This is a genomic window from Jiangella endophytica (assembly GCF_003427025.1).
GTDB lineage: Bacteria > Actinomycetota > Actinomycetes > Jiangellales > Jiangellaceae > Jiangella > Jiangella endophytica.
Genome location: NZ_QVAI01000012.1, coordinates 125,057 through 150,700, shown reverse-complemented (window position 1 = coordinate 150,700; position 25,644 = coordinate 125,057). Strand labels below are relative to the sequence as shown.

Genomic DNA, 25,644 nt, shown 5'->3' with positions numbered 1-25,644 from the left:
GTCGGCTCGTCTCGTCGGGGGCGATGGGGTCCGGACGATCATGGACGGACCCGGCCACCCCCGCAACCCGAACGAGCGGCACCTCCGTGATCACCGATCATCATGGAGGAGGCCGAGCCGGCGCGCGCGCAGCAGGGCGGCGTCCCGGCCGGCGACACCGAGCCGCGCGTACAGCGACCGGAGCTGCTCCTCGACCAGACTGGGCGCCATGACCAGCGCGTACGAGATCGCCGCCGCGTCCTCGTGCCGCACGAGCGCGCGCAGCACGGCCTGCTGGCGCTCGGTCAGGACCACCAGCTCCGCGGACGCCGGGTAGGCCGGCCGCGCGGCCGTCACGACGGGGTCCAGCGCGATTCCGGACCGCTTCGCCAGCGCGTCGCGGACGTCGGCGGGCAGCAGCGTGTACGGGCGCAGGACGCCGGCACGGGCGGCCAGTTCGGCGGCCCGGCCGAACGAGCGGTCCGCGTTCCCGGACGCGCCGAGTGCCTCGGCCGCCGCGGCCTCGATGAGCAGCAGCTCGATCCTGTCGCGCGGTGCGGTGCCCGGCTCCCACGCCGCCGTGTCGGCCACGAGCGCCGCCTGACCCGGCCGGCCGCGCAGGAGCTGGAACCGGGCGCGCGGCACCCGCAGCCAGGCCGCGTCGGGACCGGCCGCCCGCAGCAGCGTGTCGACGCGGTTCAGCTCGCCCAGCGCGAGCAGCAGCTCGGCCCGGCACCGGTCGACCAGCCGGGCCGCGAGGCTGTCGGCCGGCAGCGCGGACGCGGGCGGCCGGCCGCGGAGTCCGACGTCGGTCCCGGAGACGTGGCCGGCGGCGTATCGATCGGCGGCGGCCAGCGCCAGCAGCGGGTCGCCGAAGCTCAGCGCGTACTGGGTCTGCGCGGCCATGACGAACGGCCACAGCTCGGCCTGCCCGGTGTCGTCCTCGGCCCGGTCCAGGTGGGCCCGGGCCACACCGCCGTCCAGCCGGTCGACGGCGACGAAGGCGGCGGCGAGGTGCGCGGGCAGCCGGACCAGATACTCCAGCCAGCGGGCCGGCGCGGACTGCAGCTCGTCCACGTCCAGCCAGTACCGGGCGTCGACGGTCGCGCCCTCGGCGGCGTGCAGCAGCGCGAGGTCGGCGGCGATGTGCGCGGTGACGGGGTGCGCCACCCGCTCGTGCGCCGCGGCGTAGGCCTGCGTCCCGAAGGCGAGCGCGCGCGGCCCGTTGCCGCTGAGCAGCAGCGCCTGGGCGGCCTGGTGCAGCGCCCACGCGCGGTGCATGGGCCAGCCGTCACCGTCGCGGCCGGTCAGTTCACGGTCCAGCCGGGCGGCGCCGGCGACGGCCCGCTCGTACCGGCCGTCCATGCGGTCGGCGACGATCGCCAGCGACCGCAGCTGCAGCTGCAGGTCGCTGGGCCGGCCCGGGGTCGCCTCCTCCGTCCGCAGCACCTGCTCGCCCTCGGTTCGGAACGCGCTGACCAGCGCCTGCAGCGTCCGGACACCGGGTGGATGCGACGTCAGGATGCGGGCGGCTGCCGCCGGCAGTCGCAGCCCCGGGTCGTCGCGCAGCACCCGCGAGGGCAGGTCGGCGTACCCGGCGACCAGATCGTCGGCCCACTCGGTGAGCAGGCAGAGCCCGGCCGCGTTCCACGCCTGCGCCAGCAGCGCCCAGTCCGCGGCCGCACGGGCGTGCCGGACCGCCGGACCCGGCGCGTCGCCGTCGAGCAGCGCCCGGGCGTACCGGCGGTGCCATGCGGCCGGTCGGTCCGGCGCGACGGCGGCCAGCTCGGCCCGCAGCGCGTCGCGCAGCACCGGCGGCATCGACCACGCACCGTCGTCATCGGCAGCCGCGCCCGCCGCCGTGTCTGCCGCCCCCGCAGCGGCCGCCTCAGCCGCAACCGCCCGACGTCGTGGCCCGCCCGACTGGGTGGGGCCCAACCCTACGGGCGGGTACCGACACCCGCCGGCCGCTACCGCCCGCAGCTCCCCCACCAGGTCGTCGTCCACTCCGGCGGCACGCTGGTGAACGGGGGTGATCGCGTCGGGCAGCGCCAGCAGCAGCGCGGCCGCGCGGACCGCGTCGTCCAGCCCGTCGAGCACGACCGCCCGCACGTAGTCCGCGGCCGCGCGCCGCCCGTCCTCGGCCGTCGGCGCGTCGATCATCAGGCGGGCCGGGAGCAACCAGCCCCGGGTGTGCTCGTGGACCGCGGCCAGGCCGCGCTCGCCCCACGCGGCGGCGAACTCCTCCGGAGTGGCGAGCAGTTCCGGACCGGTGAGCTGCGTGACCTCCAGCCCGGCCCGGTATGCGGCGGCGACCAACGGCAGCGGGCGGCGGCCGCACACCACCAGACGCACGTGCGGCACGCGGGCGAGCGCGGCGGCGACGGCGCCGGGCTCGCCCAGGTCGTCGCCGTGGTCGACGACGAGGACGGTCTCGCCCGGCACGCCAGCGCCGGCCGCGACCAGGGCGGCGCGCACACCGTCGACGTCGTCGATCCAGGTCACCTGGGCGCCGGCGGCCGCGCGGCGCCGTACCCAGTCGGCCACCAGCGCGGTCTTGCCGGTCCCCGGCAGGCCGACGATCGCCGTGAGCGCTGCCGGCCGGTCCAGGCGGCCGAGCAGCCGAGTGCGCGGCACGCGGCCGTCCGTGCGTCGTTCCACCCGTCCCTCGCGTTCCCCGCTCCCGTCGTGCGGGTTCCAGAGCAGCAGAGAGCGCGGGTGCGGCCGGATGCGGTCTCGCGGATATCCCCCCGGTTCTTACCCCCTCGCGCGACGGTCAGAGCAGGCCGCGGCGGCGGGCCTCGGCCACGGCCTCGTCGCGGCCGGACACCCCGAGCTTGCGGTAGACGGCGCGGCACTGGCTCTTCACCGTGCCCGCTGCCACGCCGAGGCGGTCGGCGATGACCGGCAGCGTGTCGGGTGTGGCCAGCTCGGCCAGGACCGCGGACTCACGCCGGGTCAGCGACACCAGCGCGTCGGGCTCCGGGAACAGCACCGGGAACCGCTCGACGTCGGCGAGCAGCTCGGCGCCGCCCGGGACAGCCGCCGCCAGGGTGCGCAGGTCCGAGCGTGGCATGGCGGCGAACGGGCTGCGCAGTCCGATGTCGGCGGACAGCGCGACGGCGTCGGCGAAGGCGCGCGCGGCGGCGGCGGGGTCGCCGGAACGCAGCCGCGCCGAGGCGGCGATCAGCTCGAAGTGCAGCCGGTCGCGCGGCGTGCCGCGGTGCTCGTGTTCCGGCGCCGCGGCGAGCGCCAGCGCGCGGGCGTGGTCGCCGTCGAGCAGGAGGCCGCGCGCCTTGGCGACGGCCAGCCGCGGGTACGGCCGGATGCGCCGTGACGGCACCAGCCGGCGGGCGTCGGCCGGGCGTCCGGCGGCCAGCAGCAGTTCGGCCCGCAGTGCGGTGAGCATGGCCCGCATCGCCGCGCCGAGCGGTTTGCGGCTCTTCTCCGCCAGGCCGCTCTCCAGCAGCCGAAGAGCCTCGGCCGGCCCTGCGGCGTGCCAGCGCTGCACCGTCCGGGCGTGCAGTACCAGCGGCCACCACTCCATCGTCGGCCAGTGCGGCAGCACCTGGGTGAGCTCGGCGTCTGCGGCGTCCGGCCGGTGGTCCTCCAGGTGCACGTTGGCCGCGCCGACGTGCTTGGGGATCGCGTAGAAGCCGGCGTTGAAGAACCGCGGCAGCCGGGAGTCGACCAGCTCGGCCAGCGCCGCCCGCGCCTGCGTGACGCGCCCGGCCGCGGCGTGCGCGAGCACCGTCAGCGACTCCGGGTGCAGCGCGCCGCTCCCGCGGGCCGGTCCGGACGGCCGCTCGGCCAACGCGCGGACCGCGTCGTCGAGGCGGTCCAGCAGCAGGTACGTCGAGGCGGTCTGCGTGGCGATGAGCGGATGCAGGTACTCGAGCTCGCCGGTCGGGTCGGCGGCGCGCGGCAGCATGGCGTGCAGCCGCCGCAGCGCCGGCTGCACCAACTCGTCGCGGCCGGCGAAGCGCAGGCCGAGCGTGAGCATGCCCTGGATCCAGACGTGGTCGACGCTGACCCGCCCGTGCCCCGACAGCCGTTGCCACTCCGCCGTCGCGACGCCGGCGGTGAGCAGCCGGACCGCCTTCGCGACGTCGCCGACCGCGTAGTGGCCCACGCCGACGAACAGCGCCAGCAGCGGCTGCGCCCTCAGGACCGGCTTGGGCACGTGGGCGTTGCGGACCCACTGCCGGTCCAGCCCGCCGGCGACCTCGCGGAACGCCTGCCCGAGGTGGGTGCGGGCGCGCTGCCATTCCTGCGCGATGACGGCGGACTCGAACGCGGCGGCCCGCTCGCCACGGTCCTCGTACCAGTCGACCAGCCGCCGGTGCGCGGCCCGCAGGCGATCGTCGTCGACGCGGCGGCGCAAGGCGTCGCGCACCAGCGGCTGCAGCCGGAACCGCGGCTCGCCGAGGCCGTCCTCCCAGCCGCCCAGCCCGCGCACCTCGACGGCGGCCAGGATCGGGTGACCGTCGAGGTCGACCCCGAGCAGCTCCGCCTGCCGCACGCTGACGCCGTCGACCACGGACAGCTGCACGAGGTCGTCGAACCCGGGCAGCTCCTCCAGGTCGCCGACGAGCATCCGCTGCAGCTGGGAGAGCGTGTCGTTCTCGTCGGCGGCCGGCCACGGGTACTCGCGCCGCAGCCGTGCCCCGGCGCGCACCGCCAGGGGCCAGCCCGCGCTCGTCTCGTGCAGCGCGTCCACCTGTTCGGTCGTCAGCGAGCTGTCCAGCTCGGCGGCGAGCCGGGCGGACTCATCGGCGGTGAACGCCAGCATGCGCGGGCCGACGGTGACGGCGTCGACGCTCAGCGCCGTCGCCGGGTCGGTGAGCTCGCCGGCGCGCCGGGTGCCGACCGCCAGCTCCAGCCGCGTGGTGTGCCGGACCAGCCGCAGCAGGTCGCTCTCGACCTGCGGGTCGGCGAGCCGCTCGGCGGCATCGACGACGAGCGTGAGCGGCCGGTCCGCGGCGTCGAGGAGCGGCGGCAGCAGCGTCGGCAGGTGCCCGACGGTGTCGGGGCCGACCTCCACCCCGGCCAGCCCGGGGTGCACCATGCCCAGCAGCGCTACCGCCCGCGACCAGAAGCCCCGCCTCGTCGCGCACTCGTCGTCGACCGTGATCCAGACGGTCGCCGAGCCGGCCGGGCGGCCGTGCGCCCACTCCGCGAGCAGCGCCGTCTTCCCGTACCCGGCCGGCGCCCGGACCACCCGCAGCGGCAGCTCGCCGTCGCCGAGCGTGGTCAGCAGCCGCGGCCGGCTCAGGTGGTCGCGCGACACCCGCGGCACGCCGACCGTGGTGGGACCGCTCATGCCGGCAACGCCAGGACCCGCTCCGCCGTCGCCACCGGGTCGGCGTCGGGCTCGACCGCGACGGACACGTGCCCGCCGCCGGCCAGCGGAACGACCACCTGATGGAAGTTCCCGTAACGGACGACCAGATAGCGCAGGCCGCCGCAGTCGATCTCGCCCCGCTGCCGAGCCAGCGTCAGCAGAGTGGGGTTGACCAACAACTCCTCGTACCGGTCGGACTCGCCGGACGAGGCGTCGGCGAGACCGCCGCGCTCGCGGATGGTCACGTCCTGGCCATGGCCGACGGCCACGTAGCGCACCTGGGGTCCGAGGTCGAACACACTCTGGATGAGGGTCAGGTCGTCCACGCGCCGATGCTATTCCGCCCCGGGACCTGAGTCGGTGCCCAGTGGAACGTCTGCCGGTAGCGCAGCGGGCTGGTGCCGAGCCGGCGGGCGAAGTGCTGGCGCAGCGAGGCCGACGTGCGGAAGCCGGCGCGCCTGGCGACCTCCTCGACCGGGAGCGTGGTCGTCTCCAGCAGCTCGCGGGCGTGCTCGACCCGCTGGCGGATCAGCCACTGCAGTGGCGTCGTGCCGCACTCCTCACGGAACCGCCGGACCAGGGTGCGGGTGCTCATGGCCGCGTGCCGCGCGATGTCGGCGAGCTGGAGGTCGTCGGCGAGGCCGGCCCGCATCCAGGTCAGTGTCGGCGCGAGCCGGCCGCCGTCGTCGGCCGGATCGGCGGCCGGGAGGTACTGCGCCTGGCCGCCCTCGCGGTGCGGCGGCATCACGGTGCGCCGGGCGACGTAGGCGGCCGCGGCGGCGCCGTGGTCGCGGCGAACGAGGTGCAGGCACAGATCCAGCCCGGCCGCGACGCCTGCCGCGGTGAGGAGGTCGCCGTCGTCGACGAACAACACGCTCGGGTCGACCCGCACGGCCGGGTGGCGCGCCGCCAGCTCGTCGGCGTGTGCCCAGTGCGTCGTCGCGCGCCGGCCGTCCAGCAGGCCGGCCGCCGCGAGCACGTAGGCGCCGGTGCAGATCGAGGCGATGCGGGCGCCCCGGGCGTGCGCCGCCCGCAGGGCCGTGAGCACCCGCACGGGCGGCGGCGCGGCCGACTCCGACGCCGGCACGATCACGGTGTCGGCGCCGTCGACGACGTCGAGCGGTTCCAGCCCGGTGAGGGCGAACGCGGCGCCGCCCGACGCCGTCGCGCCCAGGGACGGCTGCGGCGCCCCGATGCGGACGTCGTACAGCCGGCCGTCCGCGGTCAGCCGCGGGGTGCGGTGGCCGGCCGCCCGCGCCGTCGCGAACACCTGGAAGGGGATGGCCAGCTCGAGCGCCACCACGCCCGGCAACGCGAGCACGACCACACTGTGCATGGCGTGAATCTATCGAAGATTGGCATTCGCGCCATGGCGGCGCCTGGGCGGCGCCGCGAAGACTGACCGGATGCGGATCGACGTGTTGATGTACGACGGCATCGCCGAGATGGACGCACTGCTGACGTTCGACGTGCTGGCGCGCGCCCGGGTGATGGGCGTGGACGTGGCTCCCGCGTTGGTCACCGTCGACGGCCGGACGGAGGTGACCGGCTGCTACGGCACCGGGTTCGCCGGGCTGCGCGGCTGGGACCCGGCCAGCGCCGGCGCGCTGCTCGTCGCCGGCGGGTGGGACCTCGACGTCATCGAGGCCAGCGAACTGCCCGGGCAGGTCCGGGCGTACAAGGAGCAGGCCGGCGAGCGACTGCTGCTGGGCGGGATCGACTCGGGGGCGCTGATCTTCGGCGCGGCCGGCCTGCTGAACGGCCGTCCGGCGACGACCTTCCGCCCTGACATGGAGTACCTGTCGAAGTGGGCCGACGTGGTCGACGCCCGCATCGTCGACGACGGCGACCTCGTGACGTCGGGCAGCGGCTGGCTGGCCGGGCTCGATCTGGGGCTGTACCTGGTCGCCGAACGGCTGGGCGCACCCCACGTGGCGGTCGAGATCGAGGGCCGCATCGGCCATGATCGCCGCGGCACCGTCTGGCGCCGCTGACCGCGCCCGCCCGGCTGTCGTCCCCGACGGCGCACCACCCGACATGCAGAAGGCCCGGACCATGTGGTCCGGGCCTTCATCTGGTAGCGGGGGCAGGATTTGAACCTGCGGCCTCTGGGTTATGAGCCCAGCGAGCTACCGAGCTGCTCCACCCCGCGTCGCTGAGATGAGTCTACGCGATCAGTTCCGGTGCGCCAAATCGCGCCGGCGGCCGGGTCCGGTGTCGGTGCACGCCGCCAGAATGTGCCCTATGACGGACTTCGATGTACGCCCCGCCCGCCCCGACGATCACGCCGCCGTCGCGGCCATCACGGTGGCGGCGTACGACGCCGACGGGTTCCTCGACGGCGACGAGGAGTACGCCGACGAGCTGTCCGACATCGAGCACCGCTCGGAGCAGGCGACGCTGCTGGTGGCCGCCGACGCCGACGGCACGGTGCTGGGCGCGGTGACGTTCTGCCGTCCGCCGAGCCCGTACGTCGAGGTGGCCCGGCAGGGTGAGTCGGAGTTCCGCATGCTCGCGGTCGACCCTGCGGCGCGCGGCCGCGGCGTGGGCGCGGCCCTCGTGCAGGCCTGCCTCGACCTCGCCCGCGAGCACGGCGACGAGACCCTGGTGCTGTCGTCGCTGCCGCGCATGCGCACCGCGCACCGGCTGTACGAGCGGTTCGGCTTCGTCCGGATCCCGGAACGCGACCACGAGCCGCTGCCCGGCTTCCTGCTGCTCGCCTACCAGCGCGCCGTCTGACGAGCGCCTGGGCCGCAAACGCGACGGAGCCGCCACCCCGAGAAGGGTGACGGCTCCGCGTGTGTCTGCCGTTACTGGCCGGGCGTGGCCCCGCTGGTGGCGCCGCCGGCGCCTTCGCCACCGGTGATCGCCTCGGCGGCGTCGATCGCCTGGTCGAGCCGCTCGAGCGCCGCGCCGTACTCCGCCCAGTTGCCGGCGGCCTGCGCGTCGCGGGCCTCCTGCCAGGCGACCCGGATGGCCTCGAGCGCGGCGGTGAGGTCGGCCGGCTGCTCGGGCGGCGTGGTCGGCGTCTCCGTCGACGGCGGCGTCTCCTCCGTCGGCGGGGTCTCCTCACCACCCGGAGGCGGCGTCTCGACGATCTCGCCGTCCTCCTCGGTCTCGGCACCGGACTCGCCCTGGAAGATCTGGTCGAGTGCGCCCTGCAGGGTGTCGTCGAAGCCGATGTTGTCGCCGAACTGCACCAGGACGCGGCGCAGCAGCGGGTAGGCCGCCTCGCCGGTGGCCCGCGCGACGTAGACCGGCTGCACGTACAGCAGGCCGCCGCCCACCGGCAGCGTCAGCAGGTTGCCCAGCTGGGTCTCGGCGTCGCCGGACCGCAGCAGCGTCAGCTGTTGAGCGACGTCGGCGTTGGACTCGAAGTCGTTGGCGACCTGACCGGGACCGTCGATCTGCGTGTTGCTGGGTAGTCGCAGGATCTGCAGCTGCCCGTACTCCTCGCTGCGGGCGTCGGCGTTGACCGCCATGAACGCGGCCAGGTTCGGCCGGCCACGCGGCGTGTACGTCGTGGTGAGCGAGTACATCGGCGCGTCGGCGTCGGGCAGCTGGATGGACTGGTAGTACGGCGGCTGCTTGACGTCGACGTTCGAGGACGGGTCGGCCGGCACCACCCAGCGGTCCTGGCCGCCGTAGAACGTCGAGGCGTCGGTGACGTGGTACTGCTCGAGCATGTTGCGCTGCAGCTTGAACAGGTCTTCGGGGTAGCGCAGGTGGTCCATGAGCGGCGCCGGGATCTCCGAGCGCGGCTTCACGCTGTCGGGGAACGCGTTCATCCACGCCTGCAGGACCGGGTCGTCGTCCTCCCAGGCGTACAGGGTGACGGTGCCGTCGTAGGCGTCGACCGTCGCCTTCACCGAGTTGCGGACGTAGTTGATGAAGTCGTCGGGCTGCGCGGCCAGCGCCGGGCGGGCGGTGCGCGAGTCGCTGGTGGCCTCGCTCAGCGACACCCGCTGGCTGTAGGGCAGCGAGTTGAGCGTCGTGTAGCCGTCGAGGATCCAGACCACGCGGCCGTCGACCACCGCGGGGAACGGGTTGGCGTCGACCGTCAGCCAGGGCGCGACCTTCTCGACCCGCTGGCGCGGGTTGCGGTCGTAGAGCAGCCGCGACTCGGAGTTGAGGCGGTCGGACAGCAGGAAGTTGGCCTCCTGGAACCGGGTGGCGTAGAGCAGCCGGTGCCAGAACGAGCCGATCGGTACGCCGCCGTCGCCGTCGTAGGTGTTGCGGCGCTCGCTGCCGGTGTCGGGGTCTTCGGGGATGTCGTACTCGACCGGGTCGGTGCCCTCGGGAGCACCGACGATGGAGTAGCTGGGCGAGTTCTCACCGAAGTAGACGCGCGGCTCGTACTCGCCGAGGACGCCCTGCGTGGGGATGTCCTCCTCGGCGAAGTTGGGCGACCCGTCGGACTCTCGGGTGTTGCCGTACGCCGCGACGACGCCGAACCCGTGGGTGTAGACGGTGTGCTCGTTGATCCAGTTGCGCTGCTCGGCCGGAATGCCGTCGGAGTCGACCTCGCGGACGGCGACGACCATGTCCTGCTCGGCCACGACGCCGTCGGTGCCCTCGACCGTGTAGCGGTCGACGTCGAGCGGGTCGCTGAACGTGTAGAAGCCACGGACCTGCTGCAGCTGCTGGAAGGCCGGCGGGATGACGCTCGGGTCCATCAGCCGGATGCCGGGGATGGTCGCGGAGTCCGCGGCGAGCTGGCCGGGCGCGACATCCGTGGTGGCGCGGTACTCGTCGGTCTGGACGTCCTGGATGCCGTAGGCGTCGCGGGTGGCCTCGATGTTGCGCTGGATGTACGGCTGCTCGCGGCTCGCCTCGCTCGGGCGCACCTGGAACTGCTGGACGAGGAACGGCCACAGCCCGCCGAGCAGGACCGCCGACAGCACCAGCAGGCCCAGCCCGATGCCCGGTAGCGTCCAGTTGCGCTGCCACACGTTGACGAAGAACAGGATCGCGCAGATGGTCGCGACGAAGATCAGGATCGTCTTGGCCGGCAGCACCGCGTTGACGTCGGTGTACGACGCGCCCGTGAAGCGGTCGTTGTCCTGCATGACCAGCGCGTACCGGTCGAGCCAGTAGGCCACGGCCTTGAGCAGGACGAACAGCCCGATCAGGACGGACAGGTGGGCCGTCGTGGCCGGGCTGACCTTCTGCCCGGCGGTCTGCAGCCGGATGCCGCCGTAGACGTAGTGGGTGATGGCGGCGACCACGAGGCCCAGCACCACCACCGCGAACCCGTAGCTGACGACGTAGCGCCACCACGGGTAGTCGAACGCGAAGAAGCCGAGGTCGACGCCGAACTGGGCGTCGGTCTGGCCGAACTCGCCACCGTTGCGCCACAGCAGGAACGTCTGCCACTGCCCGGCCGCGCTGGCGCCGGCCATGATCGCGAGCAGGATCGCCGCCGCCGTCAGCACCCAGGTGCGGACCGGGTCGATGGCGTCGCGGTAGCGGTCGAGGCTCTGCTGCTCGACGCTCATCGGCCGGTACCGCGGCCGGACCCGGTAGGCGACCAAGCCGTTGACGACCACCGACGCGGCCATGAGCAGGCCGAAGACCAGGAACAACGCGATTCGCGTGATCAGCTGCGTCGTGAACACCTGGGTGAAGTCGACTGACTGGTACCACAGCCTGTCGGTCCAGAAGGACACGATGAGCACGTACGCGGCGATGAGCACGCCGAGCACGATCAGCGTGGGCAGTAGCGCGCGTGACCGTCTTTGGGGCGCGCCGCGGAACGGTCCGGCGGGTCGGGGCATGTCCTGGCTCACCCCTGGAAAACTATCTCACCGGCCCCTGCGGTTCCGAACCGCGGTAGGAACATCGCTGTCGGCGGACGCATCCGGGGCGAACCGTGACCTCTTCGTCGTCGGGCCGTGACCGGTGTCGCGAGCCGTCGCCGCCCGTGCGACGATGCGGTCATGAGCACGACGGACGAGCAGCCGACCGCCCTGGCGCGCGCGATCGCGGAGATCGAAGCGCACGTCCGCGGCGACGGGTGGGACCAGCCGGCCCGGCTCTACGCCCTGGCCCCGACCGCCGACCTGCTGTCGCGCGAGCCCGCGCTGGCCGCGAACATCGGCATCGACCCCGAGGCGCCCGCCGACTCCCTCACCCCGATCGAACAGGACGTCGCCGGGCGGCCCATCGAGGACCTCCTCGTCGAGATCACCTGGCCCGACACCGTCACCGGCTGCGCGCTGGTGCTCGAGCGCATCGTGCTGCCGCCCGGCGCCGAGGAGCAGATGCCCGACGACGACGGCAACGCCGCACAGTGGGCCCAGCAGCACCCGGACCGCTCCGACGTCCGCGTCGTGGTCGGCGTCCTGCGCGACGGCAGCCGCGCCTCGGTGCTGCGCATCCGCGGCCACGAGGCCGACGACGAGCTGGTCCGCGGCGCGGAGTTGTCGCCCGAGCTCGGCAACGCGCTGGCCGAGACGTTCGACTGAGCCGGCGGTTCCGGCCGCTGGGGGCATGGTCCGCCGCCCCGCGCGATGCGGGACCTGCTGTTCGGGGCGCGACCTGCTGTTCGGGGTGCGGCACCTGCATGGGTACGGTCCGCCGCCCTGCGTGGTACGGCACGTGCCGCTCGGGGTGCGGTCCCCTCCCGGCTGGGTGGGCTGCCCACCCTACGGGCGGGCGCCGACACCGCCGGCCCACCGCTCTGCGCCGGGGACGCACCCGCCGCCCGGGGTACGGTCCCCTCCCGGCTGGGTGGGCTGCCCACCCTATGGGCGGGCGCTGACACCACTGCCCCACCGCCGGTCCGAACGGCGTACGCGCGTCGGCCCGGCCCACTCCGCGTGAGCCCGGCGAGTCCCGTGGCTCCCGCTTACTCGCGTCTGCCCGGTCCACTCGGTGCATTCACGGCGTGGTCGTGAGTTCGTTCGCCGACCGTGAAGATCATCGACGATCCCGTGGCCTCCCCAGGCGTCCCACCGCTTCACCAGGCATGCGTGCCTGGTGAAGCGTGAGGACGCCTAGCGAAGTACGCGGATCGAACGGCCATAACGGCCGCGTGGCGCCCGCTGGTCCGCTCAAGGCACGCGCACACGGCTGACGACGTGCGCCCGCAAGCGTGGACGGCCCGCCGTGTAGCCCCGAGCCAGGGCCGAATCGGCGAACCGCGTCAGGAGGCGGGGCAGGTGGCGAGGTCGCCGGTGTCGCCGGCGACGAACGCCTCGATGGAGCTGACGGCGTCGTCGAGGGTCTCGATCGGGACGACCCGCATGTCGCCGTTGTTGCCGCCGACCGCCTCGTCGCAGTTGCTGGCGGGGGCGAGGAACAACTCCGCGCCGTCGTGGTTGGCGGCGGCGATCTTCTGCTGGATGCCGCCGATGGCGCCGACCTCGCCGTCGGGACTGATCTCGCCGGTGCCGGCGATGTGCGTGCCGTCGAGGAGCGCGCCCGGCGTCAGGGAGTCGTAGATGGCGACGGCGAAGATCATGCCGGCGCTGGGGCCGCCGATGCGCTCGTCGATGCCGATGGTGATGTCGACCGGAAGGTCGAACCCGAGCGTCGGGCTGAACCCGACGAGCGCCCGGCCGTCGTCCTCGGCGGCGATGGTCTGGATGTCCTCGGTGAGCTGCTGGCCGTCGCGGTCGACGACGAACGTGACGGTCTCGCCCGGCTCGTGGGCGGTGACGGCGTCGACGACGTCCTCGGGCGTGGCGACCGCGGTGCCGTCGACCGAGACCACGATGTCGCCCGGCTCGAGGATGCCGTCGGCCGGCGCGTCGGCCACGACGGCGTCGACGACCACCTTCTCGGGCACGTCGTAGCCCAGCTTGCGCAACGCGGCGACCTCGGCGTTCTGCTGCGAGTTGGCGAGCATCGCGGCGTTCTGCTGCCGTGACTGCTCGGCCGTCGTGCCCTCGGGATAGACCAGCTCACGCGGGACGACGGCGCGGTCGGGGTCGAGCCACGCCCGCAGCGCCGTCAGCAGGTCGAGGTCGGCGTCGGCGGACGTCACCCCGACCGTCGTGAGGTCCAGCACGCCGTCGGTCGGGAACGTGTCGGCGCCGTCGATCTGGATGACCTGCTGGCCGTTCCACTCCCCCAGCGTGTCCTCGACCGGCCCGGGCGAGTAGACGACGTAGGGCAGGTTGAGCATGGACGCGACCGCGACGAGCGCGACGATCAGGGCACCGGCGACGGCCAGCGTCGCGGATCGGCGGGTCATCGGTGTGGGCGGTCCTCACGGTGAACGGGAACGGACACCCTAAGCGTACGTGGTCAGCGCCGCTCTCCGGCGGCAGCGGCGGTCACCGCGCGGGCGAGGTCGTCGACCCGCTCCTGCAGCCAGGCGCGCGCCTCGGCCCGACGTTGCGGGGTCGAGGCCTCGGCGGGCTCGGCGACCCAGATGCTCGCGCGCAGCAGCATTCCCGCGTCGTCGGCGACGATGACTCCGACCCTGTCCTCGATCGACCCCTGGGCGTAGGGGCCGTCCGGCACCGTGCCTCCCCACTGGACGTGCACCGGCTCGCCGCCCGGCGCAGTGCCGGCGACGCAGCCCTCGTTGACGGCGCCCTTCTCCTCGCCGGCCACGCAGAGCTCCGCCAGGCCCAGCCCGAAGCTGAGGTCGTCGACGATCGCCGGTCCTGCCGTGTAGCCGGAGGGCAACCCTTCCAGCACACTCGGGCCGGGCTCGGCGAACCCGTCCGGCGTCGGCACCCAATCCGGACCGAGCGACTCGGCCAGCGCGTGCGCCGCGGCGGAGGCCTCCACCCCGGCAAGCGCCGCGGCGGCGGCCTCCTCCGCGGCGTCCTCCGCCGCGCGCTGCTCGGCCGACTCGGCCGGCAGCCCCGCGGTGAGCTCGGCCCAGACGTCGTCGGTGACGACGGCGGCGAGCTGGTTCAGCGACAGCGGCGGCTCGTCGCGGGTGGGCTCGGATTCCTTCTCGGTGGGCGTGTTCATCTCGCCGAGGGCGACCATGAGGCCGCCCGGCGCCACGGCGTGAGCGCTCCAGTGCAGCCGGTCGGGTTCGCGGTCGGGCTGCGGGTAGTACGGCCCGGCCGTGAGCATGAGCACCGTGCCGTCGTCGAGCGTGCGCACCTCGCACGACCCACCGTTGACGATCACTGGGCACACCGGGGTCTCCGGGTTCGCGACGACGGCGGCCGAGCCCATCATCCAACTGGCGCCGTCGCCGTCGTCGTAGCTGAACTGATACCAGGCCGACCCCGGCTCGGGTGTGCCGCTCTCGGCGTCGGTGATCTCGCCGGGCGGCAGCAGTGCGACGACGGCGTCGAGGACGGCGTCGGGGTCCAGCTCGCCCTGCCCCGGTGCGGCGACACCGCTGACGTCGTCGTCGGCGACCGGCGCCTCGGCGGTGACCGGGTCGTCGCTGCCGGCCGTGACCGGGTCGTCGCCGCCGACGAAGGGGACGGCGACGAGGGCGCCGACGGTGCCCGCGACGACCACCGCCGAGGCGCCGACCGCGAGCCGGGCCCGCTGCCGCCGCCGCAGCTCACGCCCGCGCTCGACGCCGCCGCTGACGAGGTCGGCGACCGGCGGGTCGACCCGGCCCGCCTCGGCCCGCAGCGCCAGCTCGAGGTCCTCTTCGATCGTCATCATGCCACTCCACTCCTGGTCGGGTCGTCAGCGTCGGTTCCGAGGACGGCACGCAGCCGGTGGAGCGCACGGAAGCAGCGCGAGCGCACCGCGCCGGCCGACAGGCCCAGCGCGGCGGCGGTCTCCTCGACGGTGCGGTCCTCCCAGTAGCGCAGCACCAGGACCGCCCGGTCCTTCGCGTCCAGTTGGGCCAGCGCGTCGAGGAGCGTGACCCGCAGCGCGACGTCCGGCTCGCGGCCCGGCAGCTCCGGCACCGAGTCCGTGGGCCGCTCGCCCGACCCGCGCCGACGTCGGTGGGTGATGAACGTGCGCACCAGCGTCGTGCGGGCGTAGGCGGCCGGGTCGTCGGGCCGGCTGCGCTTCGTCCAGGCGCGGTACACCTTGCCGAGGGTCTCCTGCACGAGGTCCTCGGCCAGGTGCCAGTCGCCGGTCAGCAGCCAGGCCGTGCGGAACAGCCGTCCTCCGCACGCCGAGGCGAAGTCCATGAAGCCTTCCGCGTCGCCGGCCAATGCCCGCCTCCGTTCGTCGTCCTCAACCTGAGAGACGCTATGGGGAGGCCGGGACGTTTCACCCGGCGTCAGGGAGAGCCGACCCACTCCTCGCTGCCGTCGTCGAAGCGCTGGTGCTTCCAGATCGGGACCTCGCGCTTGAGGTCGTCGATCAGCTGGCGGCAGGCGGCGAACGCCTCCTGACGGTGGTCGGCGGCGGCCGCGACCACGACGGCGACGTCGCCGATGTCGAGCTGACCGACGCGGTGGACGGCGGCCAGTGCGCGCAGCGGGTGGTCGGCGGCGACCTTCTCGGCGACCGTCCGCAGCACCTCGGACACCGTCGGGTGTGCCTCGTAGCCGAGGCTGGTGACGCCGCGCCCGCCGTCGGCCTCGCGGACGGTCCCCACGAACACGACCGTGCCGCCGGCGCCGCGGTCGGACACCGCGGCGAGCACCTCGTCGACCGAGAGCGGGTCGGGCCGTACGTCGAGCAGGCGGATGACATCCATCTCAGGTCCTCTTCCGGCGACGCGCCTTGCGGACGACGACCGCCGTCCCGAGGATCGCGACGGTGGCGCCGGCGGCGCCGATGGTGGCCGCCGTGGCGGCGTCGCGCTTGCCGATGCGCCGCGACGCCAGCGCGTGCCGGCCGCCGACCTCGTCCATCAGGGACGCCAGCGCGCCGGCGTTGTCGTACGCGGGATGCCAGCCGGCCTTGCGCAGCCGCTCGGCGGCGACGACCCAGGGCCGCGTGACGTAGTGCAGCTCGCTGGCCGGCGCCGGTGTGACGCCGAGCCGGTGCAGCCGCTGCGCCGTGCCGAACGCGAACGACGCGGGCAGCTCGATGCGGCTGCGCCCGGACAGCTCCTCGACGGTCGCCTGGTCGAGATGCCCCTCGCTGCCCACCGCGACCGGTCCGGCGACGTCGTGCAGGACCACGTACTCCAGCGCGGACGCGAGGTCGTCGACGTGGCAGAACTGCCAGGCCGGCTCGCTGCCGCGCACGACCAGCAGTCGCGGCGCCTCGAAGTGCCGGGTCAGCACGGTGTCGACGCCCGGGCCGACCACCGCGGCCGGGCGGACGACCGTCACCGACATGCCCGGGTGCGACCGCGGCGCCCGCGCGCTGAGGTCCTCGATCTCCAGGAGGTCGCTGATGACCGAGCCGTCGGGCTCCGCGCGCAGCGGGGCGTCCTCGTCGAGCGGGACCGGGTTCTCGGCCTGGGCTCCGTAGACCATCGCGCTGGTGAGGACCGCGACGTGCCTGACGCCGGCCGCGGCGGACGCCGTGAGGATGGTCTGGGTGCCGCGCACGTTGCGGTGCGAGCGGACGGCGGTGTCGTCGGTGATGCCGGTGTCGACGGCCGCATGGACGACGGCGTCGACGCCGGCCAGCCGGGTGACGATGGCGGGATCGGTGAGATCCATCACGCGCCACGTGACGCCGTCGACGTCGCCCCGGGAGTCGTCGAGGCCCACCACCTGGGCGACGTCGTCGCTGGCGGCCAGCCGTGCGGCCAGCAGACGACCGACGCCGGAGGCGGCGCCGGTGACCGCGATCACCAGGCCGTTGCCGACGTTGCGCCCAGCGCGAACCCGGCCCGACTGTCTGCCCACGAATTCCCCTTCAACGACTACCGTGGAACGCATGAGGCGCTCCCGAACGCTTCCCATCCTGCCCGAGGCGCTGCCATGAATGATGTCCCCTTCGGTTTCCGTTCCGAGGACGACCCGGACGAGAACCGGCCCGAGAAGCCCGGTTCCGGCTCCGGCGGCCCAGGTGGGTCCGGTCCCGGCGACCCGTTCGGCGGGCTGTTCGGCATGTTCGGCGCCGGCGGTCCGGGCGGCCCCGGGGGCAACCCCGACCTCGGCGCGCTCTTCCAGCAGCTGGGCCAGATGTTCTCCTGGTCCGGCGGGCCGGTGAACTGGGACCTCGCCAACCAGGCGGCTCGCGAGGTCGTCGCGGCCGCCGGCGACCGCTCGGTCAGCGGCACCGACCGCCGCGAGGTCGACGACGCGTTCCGGCTGGCCGACACCTGGCTCGACGACGCCACCTCGTTCCCGTCCACCGGCGGCTCGCCGCGCACCTGGAGCCGGGCCGAGTGGGTCGAGGGCACCCAGGCCGCGTGGAAGGACCTCGTCGAGCCGCTCGCCGCGCGAGTCTCCGAGGCCATGAGCAAGTCGCTGCCGCCCGAGGTCGCGCAGGCCGCCGGCCCGCTGGTCGGCATGATGCAGCAGGTCGGCGTCTCCATGTGGGGCGCCCAGGTGGGCCAGAGCATCGGCAAGCTGGCCGGCGAGGTGGTCGGCTCGGCCGACATCGGCGTGCCGCTGGCCGCCGGTCACCCGGCGCTGCTGCCGGCCAACGTCCGCGCCTTCGGCGAGGGCCTCGGCGTCGAGGCACGCGACGTCACGCTCTACCTCGCGCTGCGCGAGGCCGCGTACGTCCGGCTGTACGGCCACGCGCCGTGGCTGCGCGCACACATCGTCGCGCTGGTCGAGGAGTACGCCCGCAACGTCTCCGTCGACACCAGCGCCATCGAGGAGAAGATGCGCGAGATCGACCCCCAGCGGCCCGAGGCGCTGCAGGAGGCGCTCGAGGGCGGGCTGTTCGACGTGCCCACCACGCCGGAGCAGCAGGCCGCGCTCGACCGCCTCGAGCTGGCGCTGGCGCTGGTCGAGGGCTGGGTCGACGACGTCGTCACGCAGGCCACGACCGACCGCCTGCCGTCCGCGGCGGCGCTGCGCGAGACCGTCCGCCGCCGCCGCGCGTCCGGCGGGCCGGCCGAGCAGACCTTCGCCACGCTGGTCGGGCTGCAGCTGCGCCCGCGCAAGCTGCGTGAGGCGGCCGGGTTCTGGGCCGCGGTCCGCGAAGCGCGCGGGGCCGACGGCCGCGACGCCGTGTGGGCGCACCCCGACCTCATGCCGTCGGCCGACGACCTCGCCGACCCCGCGGCGTTCCTCGTCGTCGACCAGTGGGACATGTCAGGGCTCGACGACACCCCGGCGCCGCCGGAGGACGAGAACGGCGGCAGCCCGTCCTGATGCCGGCCGACCCGCTGCACGCCGACGCCGTCGCCGTGCTGACGGGGTGGGCCGCGCCGTCGCCGGAGCAGGACCGGTTGCGGCACGACTACCTCGATCTGCTGAGCGCCCACCCGCGGGCGATGCGTCGCGACTGCGTCCCGGCGCATCTCACCGGCAGCGCGCTGATCGTCGACCCCGCCGCCGAGCGGGTGCTGCTGCTCCTGCACGGCCGGGCGAACCTCTGGCTGCAGGCGGGCGGTCACTGCGAGGACGGCGACGACTCGCTCGCGGCCACGGCGCTGCGCGAGGCCACCGAGGAGAGCGGGATCGACGGGCTGACGCTCGCCGCGGGCGGGCGGCCGATCAAGCTCGACCGCCATCCGGCGCCGTGCCGGCCTGGCGTCGCCGAGTGGCACCTCGACGTGCAGTACCTCGCGCTGGCGCCGTCCGGTGCGGTCGCCGCGGTCAGCGACGAGTCGCACGACCTCGGCTGGTTCGGCTACGACGACCTGCCGGCGCCGCTCGGCGGCGGTGTGGTGGAGTTGATCGCGGCCGCCCGCGCCGCGCTCTGACCCCGAGCGGGTGTGTCCCGGTCACGACCGGGCCGGCACCCGCTCCTCCGCCGTCCGGCGGCTGGGCCGCAGCGCCTCGACGGTGATCCGGCCGCGCCGCACACCGCCGCGGGAGTCCAGCCAGGCGTCGAGGAACCGCCAGACGGCGGCCGCCTCGGCGGTCTCGCCGGCGACGACGGCCGAGATGACGCTCACGTGCGCGTCGCGCAGGCCCGCGGCCAGTGCGCGGTCGCGACGGCCGCACCGCGAGCGCACCCGGGCGATCCGCTCGCCGAGGTCGACGAACAGCCGCGCCTCGGCCTCCGTGAGCCGGCGCGCGCCACCCGGCACCCAAGGGCCGTCGGCCGGGGCCGGCGTCGACGCCACTCTCATGACCAGCTCGCGCAGCGACTCGACGGCCTCGACCAGCCCCTGCCGTGCGGTGTGGCGCGACTGCAGCCAGAACGCCAGCAGCGCGGCGAGGAACGCGCCCGGAACGGCGAGCGCACCGGTCAGCAACCCGTCCCAGGTGATGGTGCCGGCCGGGATGCCCACGAACGCCTGCGTCAAGGTCACTGCCGGACGGTACCCAGGATCCGCCACGAATCCACCCGAATCGGGCGCGGAGTCAGGTCGCGGCCACCTCGGCGACGTCGTCCTCGTCGCCGTCGCCGGTCTCGTCGGCGTCGCCGGAGGGGGCCGCGCCGGCCGCGTGGCTGTAGCCGTCGAGGAAACCGCGCGCCCGCTCGGCTCGCGGGTACGTGCCGACCAGCGCCCAGAACTCCGGGCCGTGGTCGTTGACCAGCAGGTGCGCCAGTTCGTGTACCAGCACGTAGTCGATGACCCAGGTGGGCAGTCCCTGCAGCCGGCTGGACAGCCGGATCGAGCCGTCGCTGGGAGTGCACGAGCCCCATCGGGCTCGCTGGGTGGAGCTCCACCGCACGCTGGTGGGTGTCGCCCGGCCGCCGAGGTACTTGCGCGACAGCCCACCGGCCCGCGCCAGCAGCCCTTCGTCGCTGGGCCGGCGGCGTTTCTCCTGTGCCGCCAGGCGGTCGAGCATGACCTGCACCCAGCGGCGCTCCTCGGCCTTGCTGAGACGCGACGGGAGGCACACCACGATGCGGCCGTTCTCGCGGAACGCCGTGACGGTGCGCCGGCGGCGCAGCGAGCGCCGTATCTCGACGTCCGGTGCCTCCATGGTTGCACCGTAGACCCATCAGCCGGGGATTGCGTGGATGCAATGTGGATAACTGGTCGAGAATGCGGTCTACGAGACTAATGCCCGCCTCGATCGGCTTCCTGAGCGCGCCACGGGCCCTACTTTCTTCGTACACATGTGGTGGATTGCGTTTGCACAGGTCAGCGCCACTGACGATGCGTAGCCACCGGGTTGTCAACATGCTGCGCACCGGTGGTCCACAAGTACCCCGGCAGTCCTGCACAAGTCGTCCACAGAGTTATCCACAGCCTTGGGACGGTCCCCCGCCGTTCCCGTTGCCGCCACCCGGGGATCGCCGTACGTTCACTGACATGTCCGGCGGCTCGAATCCCTTGCACACCACACTCCGCACGAGCCGCCCGACCCCCGCTCGGCGGGATCTCGGAAAACGATGACATCTCCGCGCGTCCGGGGAAGGCGCGCGACCGTCAGCGGAACTGAGATCCCGCCGAGCGCATATCGCTCGTCATTTCTGCCTCGAAGGATCCGCCGGCTGGCGTAATGTGTCGGCTCAACCACACGGGGGACGCGGCTGACCTGCTGCTTCCACATCCTGCAACGAGGAAAGGAAGGCCACGAATGGCTGAGACGTACACGGGGGAGTTCTACTGCGTGAAGTGCAAGGAAAAGCGAGAGGCCACCGGCGACATCGTCGTCAACGACAAGGGCACCCGCATGGCGAAGGCCACCTGCCCGGTCTGCTCCACCAACCTGAACCGCATCCTCGGCCGCGTCTGACGCCGATCCGCCCGTTCCCGCGGGCCTGTGGATAGTGGAACGCACGGCGGCGCCGAACGCGGCAGTATGCCGCTGTGCGTCCCATCCTTCATCCCGCTCTGAGCCGCTCCTGGCGTGACGAGTCCACCCTTCAGGTGGGCGCCACGCCAGGGCTGGGGCTGGTGGTCGGTGGGCTGAGCCGGCCCGAGCGAGCCGTCGTCGAGGCCATGACCGGCGCGGCCGACCTGGCGGCGCTGCGCGAGCTGGCCGCCGAGGTCGGCCTCGACCGGTCCGCCGCCGACTGCCTCACCGACCTGCTGCTTTCGGCCGGCGCCGTCGTCGACGGCGACCGCCTCGGCCCGGCCCACCCGCGGCGGCAGCCCGACCGCTCCAGCGCGGCGCTGCTCACTCGCGCTCCCGACGGCGGCGACGCCGCCCTGGCCACCCGCGCCGGGTCGCGGGTCGATGTGCACGGCGCCGGGCGGGTGGGCGCGCAGATCGCCCGGCTGCTGGCCGCGGCCGGCGTCGGCACGGTCGCGGTGCTCGACGCCGGCCCTGTCCGGCCCGCCGACGTCAGCCCCGGCGGCCACCCGCCCGACGCCGTCGGCGCACCCCGGCGGCGCTCGCTCGGCCCGCTCCTCCAGGCCGACGCCGGTCACGTCGCCACCGCGGGCCGCCGGCCGTCCGGGCCGGGCCTGGCCGTCCTCGCGCCGACCGGCGGCACCGGGCGCGAAGAAGCCGCCGAGCTGGTCAGGCAGGGCATTCCGCATCTGTTCGCGCAGGTCGTCGAGGTCACCGGCGTGGTCGGGCCGCTGGTGCTACCGGGCCGGTCGTCGTGCCTGCGCTGTCAGGACCTCCACCGCACCGGCCGCGACCCGCACTGGCCACTGGTGCTCGACCAAGCATTGCGCCGGCCGCCACCGGAGCCGGCCTGCGACACCGCGCTGTCCGCCGTCGTCGCAGGGCTGGCCGCCACGCAGGTGCTGGCTCACCTGGACGGCTTCACTCCGGCCACGGTCGACGGCACCATGGAGGTGACGCTGCCGTCCGGGTTGCCGCGGCGGCGCAGTTGGACACGTCATCCGCGCTGTGGATGCGGTTGGGCGGCTCACGACGACGAGGCGGCACAATGGGAGATGTGAGCGATCTGCCACGCAACGCTGTGAACCGCGCCTTCAAGCTCGCGTCGCTGCCGCTGGGCCTGGCCGGGCGGGCGACTCTGGGCCTGGGCAAGCGGCTGAGCGGCGCGTCGGCCGAGTCGGTCAGCGCCGACGTGCAGCAGCGCACCGCCGAGCATGTCTTCAAGGTCCTCGGCGAGCTCAAGGGCGGGGCGATGAAGTTCGGGCAGACCCTGTCCGTGCTCGAGGCCGGCATCCCCGAGGAGCTGGCCGCGCCCTACCGCGCCACGCTCACGAAGCTGCAGGAGTCCGCGCCGCCGATGAAGGCCGCCACCGTGCACGGTGTGCTCGCCGCCGACCTCGGAGCCGACTGGCGCGACCGGTTCCGGTCCTTCGACGACACACCCGCCGCGTCGGCCTCCATCGGCCAGGTGCACAAGGCGGTCTGGCACGACGGCCGCACGGTCGCGGTCAAGATCCAGTACCCGGGTGCCGGCGACGCGCTGCGCTCCGACCTGCGCCAGGTCGCCCGGCTGGGCCGCTCCATCGGCGCGCTGGTGCCCGGCATGGACGCGAAGGCGCTGGTCGAGGAGCTGCACGACCGCATGGTCGAGGAGCTCGACTACCGCATGGAGGCCGACGCGCAGGACGGCTTCGCGCTCGCCTACGCCGACGACCCCGAGTTCGCCGTCCCCCGGCTGGTCGAGGGCGCCGAGCACGTGCTGGTGTCCGAGTGGCTCGACGGCGTGCCGCTGTCGAAGGTCATCGCCGACGGCACCAAGGAAGAGCGCGACCACGCCGGGCTGCTCTACGTCCGGTTCCTGTTCTCCGGACCGGCCCGGGCCGGTCTGCTGCACGCCGACCCGCATCCGGGCAACTACCGCGTCACGGCCGACGGCCGGCTCGGCGTGCTCGACTACGGCGCCGTCGCCCGGCTGCCCGAGGGTCTGCCGCCGTCCATCGGCCAGCTCATGCGCCGCGCGCTGGCCGGCGAGGCCGACGAGATGCTCGACGGCCTGCGCGAGGAGGGCTTCGTCAAGTCGCACATCGACCTCGACCCCGAGGACCTCTACGACTACCTCGCGCCGTTCCTCGAACCGGCCCGGGTCGAGTGGTTCCACTTCAACCGGCCGTGGATGCGCGAGCAGTTCGCCCGCATCAACGACCCCCGCCGGCCCGGCTACTCCATCGGGCTCAAGCTGAACCTGCCGCCGTCGTACCTGCTCATCCACCGGGTCTGGATCGGCGGCATCGGCGTGCTCTCGCAGCTGGACTGCGAGGCCCCGTTCCGCACCGAGCTGGAGCGCTGGCTGCCCGGCTTCAGCGGCTGACTCCCGGCCGCACCACCGCGAAGCCGCGGTCCAGCAGCGCCGCGCGGTCGGTGTCGCCGCCCGAGCGGGACCACTCGCTCGTCACGGCGTCGAGGACGGCGGTGGCGGCGCTGGTGAGCAGGTCGGCCGCGAACGGGTCGAGATCGACGCCGGGACGGCGCAGCGCCTCGCTGACCCGCCGCCAGTGCGCCTCGATGAGGCGCAGGCCGGCCAACGACCGCTCGGTCGCGTGGATCTGGTCCTGCCAGGCCCGCAGGACGACGTGCAGCGACGTCCACGGGTCCTCGTCGGCAGGCCGGGCGGAGGTCGTCGACGGTGGTCTCGTCGAACCCCTGCCGCTCGAGCAGGCCCATGGCCACCTCGGCCAGCTCCGTCCGGGCCGCGAGATCCAGCATCGAGCTCGCCTCGAACCCGCGGCTGCACGGCGTCACGGCCACCTATTTCAGCGGCCGGGCGCGCCCGGCCGCCTGGCCCGTGACCACGCTCGACCCCGTGAACCAGCGTGCCGTCTGGGCCCTGTGCGCAGAGCTGAGCGGCCACTCCGCCCACTGAGCCGCGGCGGTGGCGTCACCACCAGACGTCGTCGAGCCGGGCTTCGATGGAGCGCAGGTTGTCGCGGGCACATCGGTCGCAGTAGTAGAGGGTGCGGCCCCGCTCGACGCTGCTGACCCAGGTCAGCGGCAGCTCGTCCGCGGTCGTTCCACAGCGTGCACACGTCACCGCTTCGGACACGCGGCTCTCCCCCATGGTCGTCGTCATCGGATCCACCCACCCATTCAGCCGAGGTACACGAACCCCGGCCCGACATCGTCGAGCGCGACGCCGGTCGATCGCAATGACTGGTCCCAACCACCTGTGCGCGCGGGGTCGGCGCCCTCGAAGCCGTGATCGGCGGTGAGCAGCACGACGACGTCGTCGGTGACGCCGAGCGCGTCGAGGCGGTCGAGGAACGCGCCGAGGCGGCGGTCGGAGTCGGCGAAGGAGTCGCGGGCGATCGGCGAGCGCGGGCCGCCCGCGTGGTGCCCGGCGTCCGTGACGGCGCTGGCCCACCACGTCAGCGCGGGCGCCGACGCCGCGGACTCCCACAGCCCCAGCACCTGCATGAGCCCGACGTCGTCGGCACGGGTGGCCCAGGTGTAGTAGTCGTCGGCCAGGTGCGCGCGGTTGCCGAGGTACGGCGACGCGGCGGCGTCGGGCATCAGGTGCGCCAGCGCGGCCGAGCCGTCGTTCATGCCGCTCTGCCGGATCAGCTGCATCGTCGAGTGCGTGGCGCCGCGGTCGGCCGGCTCATTCACGCACGCGGTGACGGCATCGGGCCGGGCCCACGCGACCTGCTCGAAGATCGTCGGGACGTCGGGGCGGGCCCACTCGGGCCAGCGGTGCCAGGTGGTGGCGTCGTTGGCGTCGATGCGCTCGCCGGTGGAGCGGTCGAGGAACAGGTTGCTGAGCACACCGTGCCGCCCGACCGCGGCGCCGGTGAGGATCGACGTGTGGTTCGTCAGCGTCAGGCTGGGGAACTCCGCGACGGCGCCGCCGGTCAGCGCCCCGCCACGCTCCAGCAGCCGGGCGACGTTCGGCAGCCGGCCCGCCGCGGTCTGCTCGAGCAGGTCGCCGCAGTGCGCGCCGTCCCACAGGATGCCGACCACCCAGCGGGCGCCACGGCCGACGAACCGGTCGAGGACGACGCCGTCGAGGGGCGCGCCGTGGGCGTCGGACAACCGCCCGTGGACCGGCGACGGATCGACGCCGGCCAGCCAGGCCAGCGTCGGCCCGACGTCGCGGAGCCGGGCGTGCTCGGCCACCAGCCCGTCGATCGTCACGCCTGGCCCGCTGAGCAGCAGTGGAGCCCGCGACTGGATGACGTCGAGGCTGCCGTGCTCGCCGCGGTGGCCGCCGTGCTCCGGAAAGTAGTGCCGGGGCGTGTGCAGCACGACGAGGTCGGGCGAGCGCTCGGGGTCGGCGAACAGCGACAGCAGCCGCTCGGCCGCGTACGGGTAGGCGTTGCGCTCGTTCGGTGGTGACGGGTCGGCCGCCTCGGCCGCCGTCGGCAGGAACGCCATCGGGTCCTGGTTCGCGACCGGGTTGCGGCCGGACAGCACCTCGTCCGGCTCGCCCGGGTGCAGCCGCGCGGCTCCGGTGGCGTTCATGACGACGACCCCGCGCCGTCCGTCGTCGTTCTCGGGCCAGGCCACGAGGTCGACGATCCCGGACAGCGCGGGGTCGCTCAGAGTGTCGGCAACTGCTTGGACGGCGCGTTCACGACCGGCGCTCACGAGGCC

At 74.1% G+C, this 25,644-nt stretch carries 24 protein-coding genes and 1 tRNA gene; 9 read left to right on the top strand and 16 right to left on the bottom strand.

What is annotated here, in order from left to right; all coding sequences use genetic code 11:
• Positions 1–90: 90 nt before the first annotated feature.
• The 4 genes from DZA62_RS35870 to DZA62_RS22875 all read right to left on the bottom strand — a co-directional run bounded on the left by DZA62_RS35870 (position 91) and on the right by DZA62_RS22875 (position 6,659).
• Positions 91–2,616 (bottom strand): hypothetical protein, encoded by a 2,526-nt coding sequence (locus tag DZA62_RS35870; protein WP_157987843.1) that lies wholly within the window; start codon positions 2,614–2,616, stop codon positions 91–93.
• Between the two features lie 139 nt (positions 2,617–2,755).
• Complete coding sequence (locus tag DZA62_RS22885) at positions 2,756–5,302, bottom strand: LuxR C-terminal-related transcriptional regulator (RefSeq protein ID WP_116951252.1); 2,547 nt, start codon at positions 5,300–5,302, stop codon at positions 2,756–2,758.
• Positions 5,299–5,649 (bottom strand): hypothetical protein, encoded by a 351-nt coding sequence (locus tag DZA62_RS22880; protein ID WP_116951251.1) that lies wholly within the window; start codon positions 5,647–5,649, stop codon positions 5,299–5,301. Before DZA62_RS22880 ends, DZA62_RS22885 begins: the two co-directional genes overlap by 4 nt.
• Entirely contained in the window at positions 5,637–6,659 is a 1,023-nt protein-coding gene (locus tag DZA62_RS22875; RefSeq protein WP_116951250.1) for a GlxA family transcriptional regulator, read from the bottom strand. The genes DZA62_RS22880 and DZA62_RS22875 overlap by 13 nt, the downstream gene beginning before the upstream one ends.
• A gap of 70 nt (positions 6,660–6,729) precedes the next feature.
• On the opposite strand from DZA62_RS22875, the gene DZA62_RS22870 reads away from it, so the two are divergent.
• Positions 6,730–7,317, top strand: a complete 588-nt coding sequence (locus tag DZA62_RS22870) for a DJ-1/PfpI family protein (RefSeq protein ID WP_116951249.1) — start codon at positions 6,730–6,732, stop codon at positions 7,315–7,317.
• Positions 7,318–7,398: 81 nt separating this feature from the next.
• Here DZA62_RS22870 and DZA62_RS22865 read toward each other — a convergent pair.
• Positions 7,399–7,475 (bottom strand) — tRNA-Met (locus DZA62_RS22865).
• Between the two features lie 92 nt (positions 7,476–7,567).
• On the opposite strand from DZA62_RS22865, the gene DZA62_RS22860 reads away from it, so the two are divergent.
• Positions 7,568–8,062, top strand: coding sequence for a GNAT family N-acetyltransferase (locus DZA62_RS22860; protein WP_116951248.1), 495 nt, complete (start codon positions 7,568–7,570; stop codon positions 8,060–8,062).
• 71 nt (positions 8,063–8,133) lie between these two features.
• Here the strand turns inward: DZA62_RS22860 and DZA62_RS22855 are convergent, their stop codons facing one another.
• Positions 8,134–11,100: a UPF0182 family membrane protein gene (locus tag DZA62_RS22855; protein ID WP_116951247.1), complete on the bottom strand. Its 2,967-nt coding sequence runs from the start codon at positions 11,098–11,100 to the stop codon at positions 8,134–8,136.
• A 162-nt stretch (positions 11,101–11,262) separates the two neighbouring features.
• Between DZA62_RS22855 and DZA62_RS22850 the strand changes: the two genes are divergently transcribed.
• Positions 11,263–11,790 (top strand): PPA1309 family protein, encoded by a 528-nt coding sequence (locus DZA62_RS22850; RefSeq protein ID WP_116951246.1) that lies wholly within the window; start codon positions 11,263–11,265, stop codon positions 11,788–11,790.
• A gap of 680 nt (positions 11,791–12,470) precedes the next feature.
• On the opposite strand, the gene DZA62_RS22845 is transcribed toward DZA62_RS22850, so the two are convergent.
• The 5 genes from DZA62_RS22845 to DZA62_RS22825 form a co-directional block, all read right to left on the bottom strand.
• Positions 12,471–13,523: a YlbL family protein gene (locus DZA62_RS22845; protein WP_116951245.1), complete on the bottom strand. Its 1,053-nt coding sequence runs from the start codon at positions 13,521–13,523 to the stop codon at positions 12,471–12,473.
• A gap of 53 nt (positions 13,524–13,576) precedes the next feature.
• Positions 13,577–14,917: a hypothetical protein gene (locus DZA62_RS22840; protein ID WP_157987842.1), complete on the bottom strand. Its 1,341-nt coding sequence runs from the start codon at positions 14,915–14,917 to the stop codon at positions 13,577–13,579.
• Positions 14,914–15,423, bottom strand: coding sequence for a SigE family RNA polymerase sigma factor (locus DZA62_RS22835; RefSeq protein ID WP_408619402.1), 510 nt, complete (start codon positions 15,421–15,423; stop codon positions 14,914–14,916). Before DZA62_RS22835 ends, DZA62_RS22840 begins: the two co-directional genes overlap by 4 nt.
• Positions 15,424–15,491: 68 nt before the next feature.
• Entirely contained in the window at positions 15,492–15,914 is a 423-nt protein-coding gene (locus DZA62_RS22830; RefSeq protein WP_116951243.1) for a molybdenum cofactor biosynthesis protein MoaE, read from the bottom strand.
• Between the two features lies 1 nt (position 15,915).
• Positions 15,916–17,022, bottom strand: a complete 1,107-nt coding sequence (locus tag DZA62_RS22825; protein WP_198664081.1) for an NAD-dependent epimerase/dehydratase family protein — start codon at positions 17,020–17,022, stop codon at positions 15,916–15,918.
• Between the two features lie 75 nt (positions 17,023–17,097).
• On the opposite strand from DZA62_RS22825, the gene DZA62_RS22820 reads away from it, so the two are divergent.
• Positions 17,098–18,447 (top strand): zinc-dependent metalloprotease, encoded by a 1,350-nt coding sequence (locus DZA62_RS22820; RefSeq protein WP_116951241.1) that lies wholly within the window; start codon positions 17,098–17,100, stop codon positions 18,445–18,447.
• The gene (locus DZA62_RS22815; RefSeq protein WP_116951240.1) at positions 18,447–19,001 is read left to right on the top strand and encodes an NUDIX hydrolase; all 555 of its coding nucleotides are present in this window, start codon (positions 18,447–18,449) and stop codon (positions 18,999–19,001) included. Before DZA62_RS22820 ends, DZA62_RS22815 begins: the two co-directional genes overlap by 1 nt.
• Before the next feature lie 21 nt (positions 19,002–19,022).
• Here the strand turns inward: DZA62_RS22815 and DZA62_RS22810 are convergent, their stop codons facing one another.
• Together DZA62_RS22810 and DZA62_RS22805 are read right to left on the bottom strand one after the other, a co-directional pair.
• A complete protein-coding gene (locus DZA62_RS22810) occupies positions 19,023–19,556 on the bottom strand; it encodes a hypothetical protein (RefSeq protein WP_116951239.1) in 534 nt (177 codons plus the stop codon).
• Between the two features lie 52 nt (positions 19,557–19,608).
• A complete protein-coding gene (locus DZA62_RS22805; RefSeq protein WP_198664080.1) occupies positions 19,609–20,178 on the bottom strand; it encodes a M48 metallopeptidase family protein in 570 nt (189 codons plus the stop codon).
• A gap of 600 nt (positions 20,179–20,778) precedes the next feature.
• Between DZA62_RS22805 and DZA62_RS36470 the strand changes: the two genes are divergently transcribed.
• The 3 genes from DZA62_RS36470 (at position 20,779) to DZA62_RS22795 (ending at position 23,365) form a co-directional block, all read left to right on the top strand.
• Complete coding sequence (locus DZA62_RS36470) at positions 20,779–20,937, top strand: DUF5679 domain-containing protein (RefSeq protein ID WP_092623275.1); 159 nt, start codon at positions 20,779–20,781, stop codon at positions 20,935–20,937.
• A gap of 74 nt (positions 20,938–21,011) precedes the next feature.
• Positions 21,012–22,058, top strand: a complete 1,047-nt coding sequence (locus tag DZA62_RS22800; protein WP_157987841.1) for a thiamine biosynthesis protein ThiF — start codon at positions 21,012–21,014, stop codon at positions 22,056–22,058.
• Positions 22,055–23,365 (top strand): ABC1 kinase family protein, encoded by a 1,311-nt coding sequence (locus tag DZA62_RS22795; protein WP_116951237.1) that lies wholly within the window; start codon positions 22,055–22,057, stop codon positions 23,363–23,365. The genes DZA62_RS22800 and DZA62_RS22795 overlap by 4 nt, the downstream gene beginning before the upstream one ends.
• On the opposite strand, the gene DZA62_RS36465 is transcribed toward DZA62_RS22795, so the two are convergent.
• Positions 23,355–23,579 (bottom strand): hypothetical protein, encoded by a 225-nt coding sequence (locus tag DZA62_RS36465; protein WP_198664079.1) that lies wholly within the window; start codon positions 23,577–23,579, stop codon positions 23,355–23,357. The genes DZA62_RS22795 and DZA62_RS36465 overlap by 11 nt on opposite strands.
• 137 nt (positions 23,580–23,716) lie before the next feature.
• Here DZA62_RS36465 and DZA62_RS36460 point away from each other — a divergent pair, with 137 nt between their 5' ends.
• Complete coding sequence (locus DZA62_RS36460; protein WP_116951236.1) at positions 23,717–23,917, top strand: hypothetical protein; 201 nt, start codon at positions 23,717–23,719, stop codon at positions 23,915–23,917.
• A gap of 15 nt (positions 23,918–23,932) precedes the next feature.
• On the opposite strand, the gene DZA62_RS22780 is transcribed toward DZA62_RS36460, so the two are convergent.
• Together DZA62_RS22780 and DZA62_RS22775 are read right to left on the bottom strand one after the other, a co-directional pair.
• Positions 23,933–24,124 carry a hypothetical protein gene (locus DZA62_RS22780; RefSeq protein ID WP_198664078.1) on the bottom strand — a complete coding sequence of 64 codons (192 nt, stop codon included), beginning with the start codon at positions 24,122–24,124 and terminating at the stop codon, positions 23,933–23,935.
• 17 nt (positions 24,125–24,141) lie between these two features.
• On the bottom strand, positions 24,142–25,638 hold the full coding sequence (locus DZA62_RS22775) for an alkaline phosphatase family protein (protein ID WP_116951235.1): 1,497 nt from the start codon (positions 25,636–25,638) through the stop codon (positions 24,142–24,144).
• Positions 25,639–25,644: the final 6 nt, after the last annotated feature.

What these genes read in the sequence shown, in the direction of transcription:
- DZA62_RS22885 (WP_116951252.1), bottom strand. Translation starts at nt 5,302, where the DNA reads ATGAGCGGTCCCACCACGGTCGGCGTGCCGCGGGTGTCGCGCGACCAC.
- DZA62_RS22875 (WP_116951250.1), bottom strand. Translation starts at nt 6,659, where the DNA reads ATGCACAGTGTGGTCGTGCTCGCGTTGCCGGGCGTGGTGGCGCTCGAG.
- DZA62_RS22870 (WP_116951249.1), top strand. Translation starts at nt 6,730, where the DNA reads ATGCGGATCGACGTGTTGATGTACGACGGCATCGCCGAGATGGACGCA.
- DZA62_RS22860 (WP_116951248.1), top strand. Translation starts at nt 7,568, where the DNA reads ATGACGGACTTCGATGTACGCCCCGCCCGCCCCGACGATCACGCCGCC.
- DZA62_RS22855 (WP_116951247.1), bottom strand. Translation starts at nt 11,100, where the DNA reads ATGCCCCGACCCGCCGGACCGTTCCGCGGCGCGCCCCAAAGACGGTCA.
- DZA62_RS22850 (WP_116951246.1), top strand. Translation starts at nt 11,263, where the DNA reads ATGAGCACGACGGACGAGCAGCCGACCGCCCTGGCGCGCGCGATCGCG.
- DZA62_RS22845 (WP_116951245.1), bottom strand. Translation starts at nt 13,523, where the DNA reads ATGACCCGCCGATCCGCGACGCTGGCCGTCGCCGGTGCCCTGATCGTC.
- DZA62_RS22840 (WP_157987842.1), bottom strand. Translation starts at nt 14,917, where the DNA reads ATGATGACGATCGAAGAGGACCTCGAGCTGGCGCTGCGGGCCGAGGCG.
- DZA62_RS22830 (WP_116951243.1), bottom strand. Translation starts at nt 15,914, where the DNA reads ATGGATGTCATCCGCCTGCTCGACGTACGGCCCGACCCGCTCTCGGTC.
- DZA62_RS22820 (WP_116951241.1), top strand. Translation starts at nt 17,098, where the DNA reads ATGAATGATGTCCCCTTCGGTTTCCGTTCCGAGGACGACCCGGACGAG.
- DZA62_RS22815 (WP_116951240.1), top strand. Translation starts at nt 18,447, where the DNA reads ATGCCGGCCGACCCGCTGCACGCCGACGCCGTCGCCGTGCTGACGGGG.
- DZA62_RS22805 (WP_198664080.1), bottom strand. Translation starts at nt 20,178, where the DNA reads ATGGAGGCACCGGACGTCGAGATACGGCGCTCGCTGCGCCGCCGGCGC.
- DZA62_RS36470 (WP_092623275.1), top strand. Translation starts at nt 20,779, where the DNA reads ATGGCTGAGACGTACACGGGGGAGTTCTACTGCGTGAAGTGCAAGGAA.
- DZA62_RS36460 (WP_116951236.1), top strand. Translation starts at nt 23,717, where the DNA reads ATGGCCACCTCGGCCAGCTCCGTCCGGGCCGCGAGATCCAGCATCGAG.
- DZA62_RS22780 (WP_198664078.1), bottom strand. Translation starts at nt 24,124, where the DNA reads ATGACGACGACCATGGGGGAGAGCCGCGTGTCCGAAGCGGTGACGTGT.